This is a genomic window from Nocardioides sp. NPDC092400, from assembly GCF_040684155.1.
Lineage (GTDB): Bacteria > Actinomycetota > Actinomycetes > Propionibacteriales > Nocardioidaceae > Nocardioides.
In genome coordinates this window covers 859,504-872,795 of record NZ_JBFBFJ010000002.1, presented here as the reverse complement: position 1 = coordinate 872,795, position 13,292 = coordinate 859,504, and the positions used below count along the sequence as shown (strand labels likewise).

13 protein-coding genes are annotated in these 13,292 nt (G+C 72.6%); 3 read left to right on the top strand and 10 right to left on the bottom strand.

Annotation, left to right across the window (positions count from 1 at the left end):
* The 7 genes from AB0N29_RS11670 to AB0N29_RS11640 all read right to left on the bottom strand — a co-directional run bounded on the left by AB0N29_RS11670 (nucleotide 1) and on the right by AB0N29_RS11640 (nucleotide 7,846).
* Nucleotides 1-393 carry an AraC family transcriptional regulator gene (locus AB0N29_RS11670; protein ID WP_302269739.1) on the bottom strand — a complete coding sequence of 131 codons (393 nt, stop codon included), beginning with the start codon at nucleotides 391-393 and terminating at the stop codon, nucleotides 1-3.
* Nucleotides 390-1,841, bottom strand: a complete 1,452-nt coding sequence (locus AB0N29_RS11665; RefSeq protein WP_364866806.1) for a hypothetical protein — start codon at nucleotides 1,839-1,841, stop codon at nucleotides 390-392. Before AB0N29_RS11665 ends, AB0N29_RS11670 begins: the two co-directional genes overlap by 4 nt.
* Before the next feature lie 133 nt (nucleotides 1,842-1,974).
* Nucleotides 1,975-2,508 (bottom strand): hypothetical protein, encoded by a 534-nt coding sequence (locus AB0N29_RS11660; protein ID WP_364866804.1) that lies wholly within the window; start codon nucleotides 2,506-2,508, stop codon nucleotides 1,975-1,977.
* Between the two features lie 124 nt (nucleotides 2,509-2,632).
* On the bottom strand, nucleotides 2,633-5,548 hold the full coding sequence (locus AB0N29_RS11655; RefSeq protein ID WP_364866802.1) for a vitamin B12-dependent ribonucleotide reductase: 2,916 nt from the start codon (nucleotides 5,546-5,548) through the stop codon (nucleotides 2,633-2,635).
* A 180-nt stretch (nucleotides 5,549-5,728) separates the two neighbouring features.
* Nucleotides 5,729-6,208 (bottom strand): transcriptional regulator NrdR, encoded by a 480-nt coding sequence (gene nrdR, locus AB0N29_RS11650; protein ID WP_302269735.1) that lies wholly within the window; start codon nucleotides 6,206-6,208, stop codon nucleotides 5,729-5,731.
* 289 nt (nucleotides 6,209-6,497) lie between these two features.
* Entirely contained in the window at nucleotides 6,498-7,283 is a 786-nt protein-coding gene (locus AB0N29_RS11645; RefSeq protein WP_364866799.1) for a hypothetical protein, read from the bottom strand.
* A gap of 20 nt (nucleotides 7,284-7,303) precedes the next feature.
* The gene (locus tag AB0N29_RS11640; protein WP_364866872.1) at nucleotides 7,304-7,846 is read right to left on the bottom strand and encodes a mismatch-specific DNA-glycosylase; all 543 of its coding nucleotides are present in this window, start codon (nucleotides 7,844-7,846) and stop codon (nucleotides 7,304-7,306) included.
* A gap of 77 nt (nucleotides 7,847-7,923) precedes the next feature.
* On the opposite strand from AB0N29_RS11640, the gene AB0N29_RS11635 reads away from it, so the two are divergent.
* The gene (locus tag AB0N29_RS11635; protein ID WP_364866797.1) at nucleotides 7,924-9,201 is read left to right on the top strand and encodes a nucleoside transporter C-terminal domain-containing protein; all 1,278 of its coding nucleotides are present in this window, start codon (nucleotides 7,924-7,926) and stop codon (nucleotides 9,199-9,201) included.
* Nucleotides 9,202-9,225: 24 nt separating this feature from the next.
* Here AB0N29_RS11635 and AB0N29_RS11630 read toward each other — a convergent pair whose 3' ends face one another.
* Nucleotides 9,226-10,251 (bottom strand): ATP-binding protein, encoded by a 1,026-nt coding sequence (locus AB0N29_RS11630; protein WP_364866795.1) that lies wholly within the window; start codon nucleotides 10,249-10,251, stop codon nucleotides 9,226-9,228.
* Between the two features lie 135 nt (nucleotides 10,252-10,386).
* On the opposite strand from AB0N29_RS11630, the gene AB0N29_RS11625 reads away from it, so the two are divergent.
* Nucleotides 10,387-10,734 carry a hypothetical protein gene (locus tag AB0N29_RS11625; RefSeq protein WP_302269730.1) on the top strand — a complete coding sequence of 116 codons (348 nt, stop codon included), beginning with the start codon at nucleotides 10,387-10,389 and terminating at the stop codon, nucleotides 10,732-10,734.
* Nucleotides 10,735-11,039: 305 nt separating this feature from the next.
* Here AB0N29_RS11625 and AB0N29_RS11620 read toward each other — a convergent pair whose 3' ends face one another.
* Entirely contained in the window at nucleotides 11,040-11,396 is a 357-nt protein-coding gene (locus AB0N29_RS11620) for a LysM peptidoglycan-binding domain-containing protein (RefSeq protein WP_302269729.1), read from the bottom strand.
* 211 nt (nucleotides 11,397-11,607) lie between these two features.
* On the bottom strand, nucleotides 11,608-12,387 hold the full coding sequence (locus AB0N29_RS11615) for an SDR family oxidoreductase (protein ID WP_302269728.1): 780 nt from the start codon (nucleotides 12,385-12,387) through the stop codon (nucleotides 11,608-11,610).
* Nucleotides 12,388-12,529: 142 nt separating this feature from the next.
* Between AB0N29_RS11615 and lexA the strand changes: the two genes are divergently transcribed.
* Nucleotides 12,530-13,252, top strand: a complete 723-nt coding sequence (gene lexA / locus AB0N29_RS11610) for a transcriptional repressor LexA (RefSeq protein WP_302269726.1) — start codon at nucleotides 12,530-12,532, stop codon at nucleotides 13,250-13,252.
* Nucleotides 13,253-13,292: the final 40 nt, after the last annotated feature.

The following is a 13,292-nucleotide window of genomic DNA, read 5'->3' as shown; positions in this document are numbered from 1 at the left end:
TCAGCCGATCGGGCGCATCCACGCCCTCGCGAAGCAGCTCGGCACCGGCCCCAGCGGCCCGCGCCGGCGGTGCTGGGTCGGGGTCTCGCCCATGATGTCGCGGAAGACCCGGCTGAACGTCCCGAGGCTCGTGAACCCGACGTCGAGGCAGATCTCGGTCACGCTCCGGTCGGTGGTCCGCAGCAGCCAGGCCGCCCGCTCGACCCGGCGGCGCTGGAGGTAGCGGTGCGGCGTCTCCCCGAAGGCGGCGCGGAAAGTGCGGATGAAGTGGGACTCCGACACGTGCGCGACCCGCGCCAGCGTGGGCACGTCGAGCGGCTCGGCGTAGCTGCGGTCCATGAGGTCCCGCGCCCGGAGCAGCCGCCGGTTGGTCTCCTCGGCGGCGCGGCTCACCCGCGCGCCGCTCCCATCCCGAGCACGGCCGCGAGCCCCAGTGCGCTGCGCGGCGCGTAGGCCGTGCGCCACAGGCCGCCGTGCGCCGCGGCGTACGCCTCGTCCTGCCAGGGGTGCTCGTGGCGCGGGCCTCCCCCGGTGTGCAGGTCGTGGACCAGCAGCGCGGCCATCAGCACGTTCGACGTCGAAGGGTCGAATACCTCGACGCCGAAGCGGTGGGCGCCGGCGTACGCCGCGGCGAGGGCGCGGTTCTTGACCACCGAGCGGGTGCGGGTCGGCGGCGCGACGTTCATCGACACGGTCGCGCCCTCGTGGCGGGCCACCGTCGCGCGCCAGCGCTGAAGCCGCTTGGCGAGCGCGTAGTTGGGGCCCTGCTGCGGCACCAGCGAGTCGTTGACGCCGGGGTCGGAGTCCGGCGCGTACGGGCGGCGCAGCAGCCGTCCGCCCGATGCGGCGCGCAGGGGTCGGCCGAGCGTCTTGGCGGCCCGGGACCGGGTCTCGTACCGCTCGGTCGCCTGCTCCACCGCGTCCCGCGGCACCGCGAACACGTCCGTCGGCGTGGCGAGGAACGCCAGCGCGACGTCGTCCCTGCTGCCCAGCAGGCGGCGGCTCAGCTCGTCGACGGCGGTGCTGACGCGGACGTTGGTGGCGCCGTCGGCGTACACGTAGTTGCCGACCACCAGGGTCCCCGGCTGCTCGGCCAGCCACTCGGCCAGAGCCGGTACGTCGGCGAGCAGGTCCGCCCCGGGCGTACCGTCCTCGCCGCCGGCTGCCCGCGGCGCCACCACCGTGCCGGCGCCGGCGCTCGCGGTGTCCGCGACGCGGTCCCAGAGCCCGGCCTTGGGCAGGTCGACCGCCGCCACCCGCGCGCCCCACCGGGTCAGCGCCTGCAGCGGACCCATCTCCGAGGCGGCGCCGACCACCGCGACGGTGTGCCCCTCGAGCCGGAGCCAGTCGGGGTTGTCGAGCACCGCGCCGACCGCGTCGACCACCGACGGCTCGACCACGCCGGCCTCGACCCAGCGGTCGACCTGGCGCCGGATCTCGTCGCCTCGCAGCCGGTCGCCACGATAGGGCAGCACGAGCTCCTCGACCGGCTCTCCGGCTCCAGGCACCTCGACCTGCTCGAAGCGCTGATCCCCGCGCGGCCACTCGCCCAGCGGGACCTCGCCGTCCTCGCCGAGCACCCGCATCCGGTCGTGCAGCGAGTCGAGCCCCGCCCGCGCGATGCCGAGCGCGTCCTCGGGTGCCCCGAGCCCGGCCTCGACGAGCCGCCGGAAGTACTGCAGGTACTCCCCGCGCCACGCCGTCTCCCGCTCGGCCGCCCGGGCACCCACCGGGTCGGCAGCGCTCAGCGCATCGGCCACCACCGCCCGCCCCACCGCGGTCGTGCTGCGCCGACCTTCGTCGTCGCTCGGGAACACCAGTCCGTGCTGCTCGTCGGCCATGGCGACATCTTGCCCCGGCACTGCAGACCCGGCCTTCACCCCTCGGACGGTCACCACGATCGGACAAAAGGACGGAGCTCGTCAGCAGCCGCCCGGCGCGCGGATGACCCGCGTTCGCCCAGAACAGGACGGGTCAGTATGCGAAGACGTGAGCGCTCAACACGTCGATCTCCCGACGTGGGTCTCCGAAGAAGGCCCCGAGCCGGCGCGCGACCGTCTGAAAAGGACGCTCTCTCGGAGTGCCGTCCTCGCGCCAGTTGTTCCACGGGACGATGAGAAACAGGTGATGGGCGTCGGGGGCCACATGCGCCTTCCAGAGGTCCTTCAGGTCGTGGTTGTTGGTGATGGTGCCGCCCCTCTCGACCTCGGCAACGATCCCCCGGCTCTCCTCGATTCGATAGAAGAAGTCCGGACGCGCTTGGGTCACCAAACCCGTCTGAGGCGTCAGCACTACTTCTTCTCTGAACCCGATGTCTCGGCACAGCAGTTGCTCGAAGTGATCTTGGATCGACTTGCTCTTGGCCCCGTGGACGTGGATGCGGGCCAGCTCGTCCCGAGTCCCCTCGATGTGTCTGAACAACTGACCAGCCAATTGGTCGACCGCAGCCAACTCCGCCGTACGACTCGGCGGAACGGTCGCCTTGACATGCCGTACGTACCCGTCCACGCGGCGCAGCTTGGCAGCCGCATCCTCGGGAAGCTAGTCGGTCGCGGACCGATCGGTTTGAGTGCGAACGACGAACGGCCCCGACACCTCGCGGTGTCGGGGCCGTCGTACGAGCGGCTAGCTATCAGCTGCAGCCGGAGGTGCTGCCGCAGCCCTCGCAGACGTAGCAGGAGCCGGCGGGGCGCATCTTGGTGCCGCAGGTGAAGCAGAGCGGGGAGTCGATCGCGGTGCCGCTGATCTTCTCCAGGAGCTCGGCCGTGGTGTGGGCCTCGGTGGCGGGCTTGGCCGGGACCTCGCGGGCCTCGGCGCCGTGGGTGTCCTTGGTCTCGACCTCGACCTCGACGTCGTCGGCCACCTCGGCGTCGACGACGGCCTGGGACGTCGGGCCGGCATCGATGAGCTCGGCGGCGCCGCCGGTCTCCTCCATCGGCTCGTAGGAACCGGTCTCGAGGTGGCGCTGGCGCTCCTCGGCGGAGTAGATGCCGAGGGCGGAGCGCTGGTCGAAGGACAGGTAGTCCAGGGCCAGGCGGCGGAAGATGTAGTCCATGATCGACTGCGCCATCCGGACGTCCGCGTCGTCGGTGAGGCCGGCCGGCTCGAAGCGCAGGTTGGTGAACTTCGAGACGTAGGTCTCCAGCGGCACGCCGTACTGCAGACCGATCGAGACGGCGATCGAGAAGGCGTCCATCACGCCGGCCAGGGTCGAGCCCTGCTTGCCCAGCTTGAGGAAGATCTCGCCGAGCTCGCCGTCGTCGTGCGCACCCGAGGTCATGTAGCCCTCGGCGCCACCCACGGTGAACGAGGTGGTCCGCGAGACGCGGGACTTCGGCAGGCGCTTGCGGGTCGGGGCGTAGACGACCTTCTCCACGACCTTGGTCGCCGCGGCCTCGGTGGCGGCCACCGCGTCGGCGGCGTCCTTCTTGGCCTTGCCGCCGCCGTCGGCCAGCGGCTGGCCGACCTTGCAGTTGTCCCGGTAGATGGCGGTCGCCTTCAGGCCGAGCTTCCACGACTGGAGGTAGACCTCCTCGATCTCCTCGACCGTGGCCGTCTCCGGCAGGTTGACGGTCTTGGAGATGGCACCCGAGAGGAACGGCTGGGCGGCGGCCATCATCCGCACGTGGCCCATCGGCTTGAGCGCGCGGGCGCCCATCGCGGTGTCGAAGACCTCGTAGTGCTCGGTCTTGAGGCCCGGCGCGTCGATGACGTGGCCGTGCTCGCCGATGTAGGCGACGATCGCCTCGACCTGCTCGGGCTGGTAGCCGAGCTTCTTCAGCGCCCGCGGGATCGTCTGGTTGACGATCTGCATGGAGCCGCCGCCGACGAGCTTCTTGAACTTCACCAGGGAGAAGTCGGGCTCGATGCCGGTGGTGTCGCAGTCCATCATGAAGCCGATGGTGCCGGTGGGCGCGAGCACCGAGGCCTGAGCGTTGCGGAAGCCGTTGGTCTCCCCCAGCGCGATGACGTCGGCCCACGCCTTGGTGGCGAGCTTGTGGACCTGGGCGTCGGCGATGTGGACGGTGCGGACGGCGTCGTTGGCCGCCTGGTGCTTGCGCATGACGCGCTTGTGGGCGTCGGCGTTGCGGGCGTAGCCGTTGTAGGGGCCGACGATCGCGGCGAGCTCGGCGGAGCGCTTGTAGGAGGTGCCGGTCATCAGCGAGGTGATGGTCGCGGCCATCGAGCGGCCACCCTCGGAGTCGTAGCCGAGGCCCATCGCCATCAGCAGCGCGCCGAGGTTGGCGTAGCCGATACCGAGCTGGCGGTAGTCGACGGTGGTCTGGCCGATCGCCTCGGTCGGGAAGTCGGCGAAGCAGATGGAGATGTCCATCGCGGTGATGATGAACTCCACGGCCTTCGCGAAGAGCTCGCCGTCGAAGGTGTCGTCGTCCTTGAGGAACTTCAGCAGGTTCAGCGACGCCAGGTTGCACGAGGAGTTGTCGAGCGACATGTACTCCGAGCACGGGTTGGACGCCGTGATCCGGCCGGTCTCGGGGTTGGTGTGCCAGTCGTTGATCGTGTCGTCGTACTGCAGGCCCGGGTCCGCGCACTCCCACGCGGCGGTGGCGATCTTGCGGAACAGGTCGCGGGCGTCGACCTTCTCGATGACCTCGCCGGTCATCCGGGCACGCAGGCCGAACTCGGTGCCGTCCTCGACCGCACGCATGAACTCGTCGGAGACGCGGACGGAGTTGTTGGCGTTCTGGTACTGCACCGAGGTGATGTCGGCGCCGCCGAGGTCCATGTCGAACCCGGCGTCGCGCAGGGCGCGGATCTTGTCCTCCTCGCGCGCCTTGGTCTGCACGAACTCCTCGATGTCGGGGTGGTCGACGTCGAGGACGACCATCTTCGCCGCGCGACGGGTGGCACCACCGGACTTGATGGTGCCCGCGGAGGCGTCGGCACCGCGCATGAAGGAGACGGGGCCCGAGGCGGTGCCGCCGGAGGAGAGCAGCTCCTTGGAGGAGCGGATGCGGGAGAGGTTCAGGCCGGCGCCGGAGCCGCCCTTGAAGATGAAGCCCTCCTCCTTGTACCAGTTCAGGATCGAGTCCATCGAGTCGTCGACGGAGAGGATGAAGCAGGCGGAGACCTGCTGCGGCGACGGGGTGCCGACGTTGAACCAGACGGGGCTGTTGAACGAGAAGTACTGGTGGACCAGGAGCCAGGTGAGCTCGTGCTCGAAGACCTCGGCGTCGCCCTCGGTGGCGAAGTAGCCGTGCTCGCGGCCGGCCTTGGTGTAGGTCTTCACGACCCGGTCGACGAGCTGCTTGAGGCTCGTCTCGCGGGCGTCGGTGCCGACGGCGCCGCGGAAGTACTTGGTGGTGACGATGGTCGAGGCGTTGACCGACCAGAAGTCCGGGAACTCCACGCCGCGCTGCTCGAAGACGGCCGCGCCGGTCTTCCAGTTCGTCTGGACGACGTCGCGACGCTCCCAGGTGATCTCGTCGTAGGGGTGCACGCCGGCGGTGCTGAACACCCGCTCGATCGTGAGGCGCTTGCCTGCCGCTGCGCCGCTGGTGGCTGCGCCGCTCACCGTCTCCGTCATGCCGTCTCCCTTGTCCCGTGCTGCTTCGTGTCGGCTGTGTGCTGAGTAGGTGCTGAGTCGGGCTCAGCGGTCCGTCGGTGGCTCCACGTCCATGGTGGCGGGCGCCACCGACAGTCCTGCGGGGGAAGGATTGGTGCGCCCGGCACGCAGCTTCCCCACTACGTGCCGGGCGGTCTGTGGTCAGCCCGTGGGCTGGGGCTCGTGGTCGACCGCGGGGCGGTCGGCGCGGAGCTTGGCGATCTCGTCCTCGAAGTCGTCGGCGCTCTCGAAGGCGCGGTAGACGCTCGCGAACCGCAGGTAGGCGACCTCGTCGAGCTCGCGGAGCGGGCCGAGGATGGCCAGGCCGACCTCGTGCGCCGGGATCTCCGCGGCCCCGGCGAGCCGGAGGGCGTCCTCGACCGCCTGGCCGAGGCAGGCGAGCTGGTCCTCGGTGACCGGGCGGCCCTTGCAGGCCTTCCGGACGCCGGCGACGGCCTTCTCGCGGGTGAACGGCTCGGTGGCGCCGCTGCGCTTGAGCACGGTCAGCTGCATCTGCTCGACGGTGGTGAACCGCTTCGAGCACGACGAGCAGGTACGGCGCCGGCGGATCGAGCCGCCGTCGTCGGCGACCCGGGAGTCGAGGACCCGGGTGTCGGTGCCACGGCAGTACGGGCAGTGCATGCGGGTCCTCCTTCCGGGCGCGCCTCGGACACCCTGCGAGGGGTGTGCCGGCCTGTGGATCGTCTGGGGATATCCGGCCCGTCCCTGTGTAGAACAACGGGCCTTCTGTGGGGCTTCCACCCTGGTGCTGTGCACTAGATGTGGATAACTACATCTGTGTAAGTACTAGATGTGGTGGAACCGTACGCCGGGGTGGAGCGGGGCGCAACCTGATCGGCGTGTCTCGCCGGAAGTCCGTGCGGACCGGTCCGGACCACTCCGCGTACCCGCAGGTCAGACGGCTGCACCGTCACCCGGCGACAGGCGCGGTCGCCTCCGCGGCGGCGTGCTCGGTGGCGTCGTACCGGAGCCGGAGGGTGCGCCCGCCGGTGCGCTCGGCCACCACCTCGAGGGTGTCGGGCAGGGAGGCCCGCTTGCCCGTGGTCAGGTCGCGGGCCACGACGCTCCCCCGGCGACACGGCACGGCGCTCCCCCCGAAGCCGTAGCCGCCGTCCTCGTCGCTCGCCTCCACCGCCAGGCTCCACCTGGTCCCGGGGCGGCAGTGGACGTGCGCCCGCGTGAGCCGCCTCCGCGGCCCCGGCGTGGCGACGAAGACGTCGGTGCGGCGGTCGCCGACCACGACGAGGTCGTCGGCCTCGGAGTACGCCACCGAGCAGGCGCCCCCGCTCGGCGCCCCGAGGTCGAGCACGCCACCGATGCCGGAGCCGTCCACCTCGAAGGTCGTGGCGAACCCGTGCCGGCGGGCCCGCACCGACACGCGCGTGTCGTTCGTGTCGTCGACGCCCACCTCGAGCAGGTGCTCACCGCGCCAGCGCCCGTTCGCGATCCCGCGCGCCCGGACCGTCACCGTGGTGGTCTCCGGCCCGACGTCCTGGCGCAGGACGACCCGACCGTGCCGGACGCAGTCGCCACGGACGGTGACGGTGCGCTCAGTGACGGTGCGCTCGGTGGCGGTGCGCTCGGTGGCGGCGGGGGACGTCGGGCCACCGGGCGCCGCGGTCGCCGCGGGGGCGGCGGTGGCGGTGGTGCCGACCAGCAGCAGGGCGAGGGCGGCGAGGCGGGCGGAGCGGCTCATGGGCCCATCCTGCGCCCTGCTCAGCCGTCCGACGAGCCGTCCGACGAGCCACCCGGGACGCCGCAGATCATCGCCAGGTCGCGCCACCACGAGAGCCGGTTGGGGCGGCCGTCGTAGTCGCGGCGCTGGTTGGCGCCCGACGGCCCCGGCAGCACGAACACCTGGGCCGGACCGACGTACCAGTCCTGGACGCCGAGGTGCGGGCGGCCGCGGCGGCCCAGCGCCTTCGAGGCCTCGTGGGCGGCGCCCTTGCCGGTGATCGCCAGCCACTCCGGCTCCCACTGCTCCACCTGCTCGACGAGCCGGTCGATCTCCACCCAGCGCGGGTCCCAGTGCCCGACGAGGTCGGTGAGGCCGAGCGCGGTGCCGGCGACCGGCTCGGCGAGGAGGCGGTCCTCGTGCGGGGCGAGCTCGCGCGGGGTGAAGCCGGCCCGGTGGAGCGACTGCCAGAAGCTGTTGCCCGGGCCCTCGTAGTAGTGGTCGCGGTGCTTGGTGCTGGCCGCACCGGCCAGGCCGCAGAAGACCGCGACCGGCTCGGGCGCCACGATCGGCGGGAGGACCATCACCACGCGCGGCCGGTGACCAGGCCGTCGACCGGGCACACGTTCCGAGCAGGTCCCCCGCGGGCACCGGCGTCGACATGGACGCTCTGCGCGGGCTGCTCGGCCTGGTCGTGCTGGTGCTGGTGGCCGTGGCCTTCTCCAAGCACCGGCGCGGGATCTCCTGGCGCACGGTCGGGGTCGCCCTGGCCCTCCAGGTCGCCTTCGCGGCACTGGTGCTGCGGTGGGGGCCCGGCGAGCGGGCGCTGGACTGGCTCTCGGACCGGGTGGCCGCGCTCATCGGGTACGCCGAGGAGGGCACGGCCTTCGTCTTCGGCCCGCTGACCGAGGTCGGCGAGGAGGGCGAGACGGTCTTCGCGCTGTCGGTGCTGCCGGTGATCGTGTTCCTGGGCGCGCTGGTCGGGTTGCTGTACTACCTGCGGGTCGTGCAGTGGGCGACGTACGTCGTCGGCGGCGCGCTGTCCTGGCTGCTGCGGGTGAGCAAGGTGGAGTCGCTGTACGCCGGCACGGTGGTCTTCCTCGGCCAGAGCGAGGCGCCGCTGATGATCGCGCCGTACCTCCGCTCGCTGCGCAAGGGCCAGCTCTTCACCGTGATGGCCGCCGGGTTCGCCGCGGCGGCCGGCTCGACGCTCGTGGGCTACTCCCTGCTCGGCGCGCCGCTGGAGTACCTCCTGGCCGCGACCGTGATGAACGCCCCGGCCGCCCTGCTGATGGCCAAGATCATGTGGCCCGACAGCACGCCGGACGAGCCGTTCGAGGACGCCCGCGCCGGGGACGACCGGGCGGTCCCCGACCTGGACGAGCTCGACGTGCGCAGCGTGCGCGACACCGAGTCCCGCAACGCCATCGACGCCCTCGGCCGAGGTGCGATCGCCGGCGGCCGGATCGCGGTGACGGTGGGCGCGCTGCTGATCGCCTTCATCGCCCTGATCGCGCTGGCCAACGGCATCCTGGGCGCGGTCGGCGGCTGGCTCGGCGCCGAAGGGCTGACCTTCGAGAAGATCCTCGGCTGGGCGCTCGCGCCGCTGGCCTGGCTGCTCGGCGTGCCGTGGTCGGAGGCGGTCGACGCGGGCTCGTGGATCGGTCAGAAGACCGTGCTCAACGAGTTCGTGGCGTACGCCGACTTCGGTCCGCAGGTCGACTCGCTCTCGCCGGTGACCGTCGCGGTGGTGACCTTCGCGCTGGCCGGCTTCGCGAACATCTCCTCGATCGCCATCCAGATCGGCACCATCGGCTCCCTCGCGCCCGAGCGCCGCTCGGCCGTCGCGGAGCTGGGCCTGCGGGCACTCCTGGCCGGCAGCCTCGCCAACCTGTCCAACGCCGCCATCGCGGGCGTGGTCATCGGCATCGGGACCTAGCGGCCCGACACGGCGCGAACGGCCTCAGCCGGCGGCGACCGCGTCGGTGCGGGCGTAGGTGCCGAGCTCGAGGGTGAACCAGACGGTGGTGCCGGTGACGTCGCGCTCGGAGCCCCACCGCTGGGAGAGGGCGTCGACCAGCTGGAGGCCGCGGCCGTAGACGCGCAGCGGGTCGAGGTCCTCGGAGGGGTGCGGCTCGCCCCCGACGGCGGGCTTGCCGAGGCCGCCGAGGTCGCGGACGGTCACCGTCAGCACGCCGTCGTCGAGCACGACCCGCAGCTCCGATGCCGTGCCCGCATGGACGACCGCGTTGGTCACCAGCTCGGAGAGGCACAGCTGCGCGTCGTCGACCGGCTCGTCGTCGACGCCCCAGGCACGCAGGTGCTCGCGGAGGAACCGCCGCGCGGCGCCCGTCGCCCGCGGGTCGCCCTCGAGCAGCACGCTCGTGGTCAGCGCGCCCTCGGGGATCGCCGGCTCCTCGGGCACCGCGTCGGAGCCCTGGCGCCCGGAGACCAGCCGGACCCGGCGTACGGCGTCCGAGGCGCGGCGGGCCAGCTCGGTGAGCGCGGCGACCCGCGCGGCGTCGAGCGCCTCGGCGTCGGAGAACCAGACCAGCAGGCCACCGATCGGCGAGCCGGTCCCCGGCAGCGGCACGGCCGCCAGCGCCCGCACCTCGCGCTCGCGCTGGGCCTCCAGCAGTGCGACGTACCGACCGGTGAAGTCCTCGAGCCGCCCGTGCACCGCCTCACCGGTCCGCACGACGGTGGTGAGCGGTACGTCGTCGTAGGCGTCGATGTGGCACCAGCGCAGGTCCGCGGGGTCGGCTGCCGCCGCGTTGTCGACGAAGCGCAGCCGGCGACCACCGCCCTCGCTCAGCGCCAGGGCGGCGCGCTGCACCCCGTCGTGGGCCCCGACCCGGGCCAGGACCGACCGGGCGACGTCGTCGACGTCGTGGGCCTGCGGGAGCGCTCCGTCCGGGTGGTACGACTGCGGAGTCGACGCACCGGGAGCTCCACCCGGCGCCGACGACGTCCCCACTTCGCCCTGCACGAGGCACAGCGTAAAGCCTCCGAGCCGATCCGGCTCGGCACGATCACCGCGTCGCGCCCGACGGGCCGGAACCGGGGGCCGACGACCTGCGGGTCGACTGCACCCGGCCGCCACCGATCAGCGATGATGTGCCACGTGGCGACGGGCAAGCGGGCGGGCGCACGGCGGGGCGACAAGCGCCGTGCCGGTTTCTCCCCGCGCCTGGCCCTCCTCGCCCTCGGCATCACCCTCCTGGTGGTCGCCTGGGGCTACCTGGTCTACGCCGCGATCGACTTCGGCGCGACCGCGCGTGGCGGCGAGTCCGGCGCGTGGGCCTTCCTCGCCCTGGCCTCGGTCGGTGCCGTCGCCTGCCTGTTCGTCGGACTGATGCTCGTCGCCCGACTGCTCCGCGAGCTCGGCATCACCTCTCCCCCGGCCTCCCGCGAGCCGCGGTCGGAGCAGCAGCAGCCCGCCGCTCCCGGCGGGCGGCGCGCCGCTCGCTGACCCGCTCGCCGAGCCGCTCCCGGACGGGTCGAGCCTGCTCGATCTTGTTGAGTGGGCGTCGTCGAGCGGTCCCGGCGGGCGACATTCCATCGGCCGGCCGCTGAACCTGTCGGTTGGCCGATGAAGTTTCAGCGGCCAACCGGGAGCTTCATCGGCTGGCCGCTGAAACTTCCGCGGCCGCGCCGGCGAGCGCGTCCGGAGACGCCGCAGGGGCGGGGCCGCGAACGGCCCCGCCCCTGTCTTCCCCGGATCGCCAGCCGGGGTCGAAGCGGCTGGCGACGTCTGTGTCGGTGCTGGCGAGTGCCTTACTGCACCGGGACGATGAGGCGCTGGCCCGCGGCGAGCACCGCGGAGTCGAGGGCGTTCAGCCGCTCGATGTGGGTCATCATCTCGCGCACCTCGCCGTCCTCGGCGAGGTCGGCGGCGATCCCCCACAGGGTCTGGCCGGTGCCGACCATCACCACGCGGGTCGGCTCGGGGGTGCCGGCCTCGTCGGTGGCCACCGAGCCTGCCGCGATGGCCAGGCCGAGGCCGAGCACGATCGCGAGCGCCAGGAGGAACACCACGAGCCGGCCCCGGCGGGTGAGCCGCACCTGGCCGGAGCGGCGGGTGCTGCCGGTCGTGCGCGGCAGGGCGGTGGGGGTGGCGGTGATGGTGCTCATGGGGACCTCCTGGGGAAGTGGCGGTCAGCCTCGGGTCGTGTCGATCTCGGTCTGAGCAGATGTCTAACCGCGGCCACCGACAGTGGCTGGCCCGGTTGACGATCGAGCAGACGTTCGATCGAACATGTGTACGACCGTAGAGCACGTGTTCGAACAGTTCAAGGACCTGGGCGAACAAATGTTCGAAGGAACCGACCTGCCTCCCCGGCGACTACCGCAGCCGGCGCCTGCCCTGGGCCGCGAAGACCGCGAGCGCCGGCCCGGACACCGAGGGGGCGAGCTGGCCGACGCGCATCGCGGCACCACGCCACCCGGGGAGGGTCCGCAGGACCCGGCGGGACCCGACCAGGTCGACGGCCGCCTGCGCGGTCTCCGCCACGCCCAGCATCCGGCCTCCCGAGGCGACGAGCTGCTTGCCCATCCCGTCCTCGCGCATCGCGGCGACCATGTCGGTGGCCACGCCGTCGGGGCACAGGGCGTGCACCCGCACACCCCGCGGCGCCTCGAGGGCGACCGAGGAGGCGAGCGAGACGACCGCGGCCTTGGTCGCGGCGTACAGGGAGAGGCCGGGGACGGGACCCAGGCCCGAGAGGGACGCGGTGAGGACCAGGTCGCCGCCGCGCGGGCCGAACGCGGCGAGCGCCGCGCGGGTGCTCCAGACGGCGCCGAGCAGGTTGACCTCGACGAGGCGGCGGACCTGCTCGTCGGTCAGGTCCGCGAGCTTCCCGTCGTCACCCACGCCGGCGTTGGCGAACCACGCCACGAGCGCGCCGTGCCGCGCGGCCGCCTCGGCAGCGGCGGTGTGCGAGGCGGCGTCGCGGACGTCCTGGCCGAGGCCCTCGGCGGCGCCGATCTCGGCCGCGGTGCGCGCCGCGCCCTCGGCGTCGATGTCGGTGACCACGACGCGGTGCCCGCGCGCGACCATGAGCTCGGCGATACCGCGGCCGATGCCGCGGGCCGCTCCGGTGACGACACAGCTGGTGGGTTCCATGCACGCATCCAAGCAGCGGCCCGGGCCGGGCGCCCACCGCGCGACACACCTTCGAACAGGTGTTTGAACACGGCCCGCGGAGGCTCTACCGTGCTGCCAGCAGCACCCCTCGTCCTCGCGCACCCCGGAAGGCACTCCACCCATGGCGAAGAACCCCGGTCCCAAGGTCTCCGAGCTGCCCGACGGCGCACCCGACGTGACCGGCCTGACCCCTCGTCAGACCCGGATCCTCGCCCACATCCGCGACAGCATCGAGGGCCGCGGCTACCCGCCGAGCATGCGCGAGATCGGCGACGCGGTGGGCCTGACCAGCTCCTCGAGCGTGGCTCACCAGCTCAAGGTCCTCGAGGAGAAGGGCTTCCTCAAGCGCGACCCGCACCGCCCGCGGGCGCTCGAGGTGTTCCTGCCCGAGGTGATGGCGGCACGGCGCGCGATGTCCAGCGGTGAGGAGGCCTCGGTCGACGAGACGGGCGTGGGCGACGTGCTGCCCGAGGCGCAGTACGTCCCGATGGTCGGCCGGATCGCGGCCGGCGGCCCGATCCTCGCCGAGGAGCGCGTCGAGGACGTCTTCCCGCTGCCCAAGCAGCTGGTCGGCGACGGCCAGCTGTTCCTGCTCGAGGTCGCCGGCGACTCGATGGTCGACGCCGCGATCTGCAACGGCGACTACGTCGTCATCCGGCAGCAGCCGACGGCGAACAACGGCGAGATCGTGGCCGCGATGATCGACGGCGAGGCGACGGTGAAGACCTTCCAGCGCAAGGACGGCCAGGTGTGGCTGCTGCCGCACAACGCGGCGTACGACCCCATCGACGGCACGCACGCGACCATCCTGGGCAAGGTCACCGCGGTCCTGCGGCGCGTCTGAGCGCACCGCCGGTCCCGGGCCCTACCGGACCGCGGCGGGG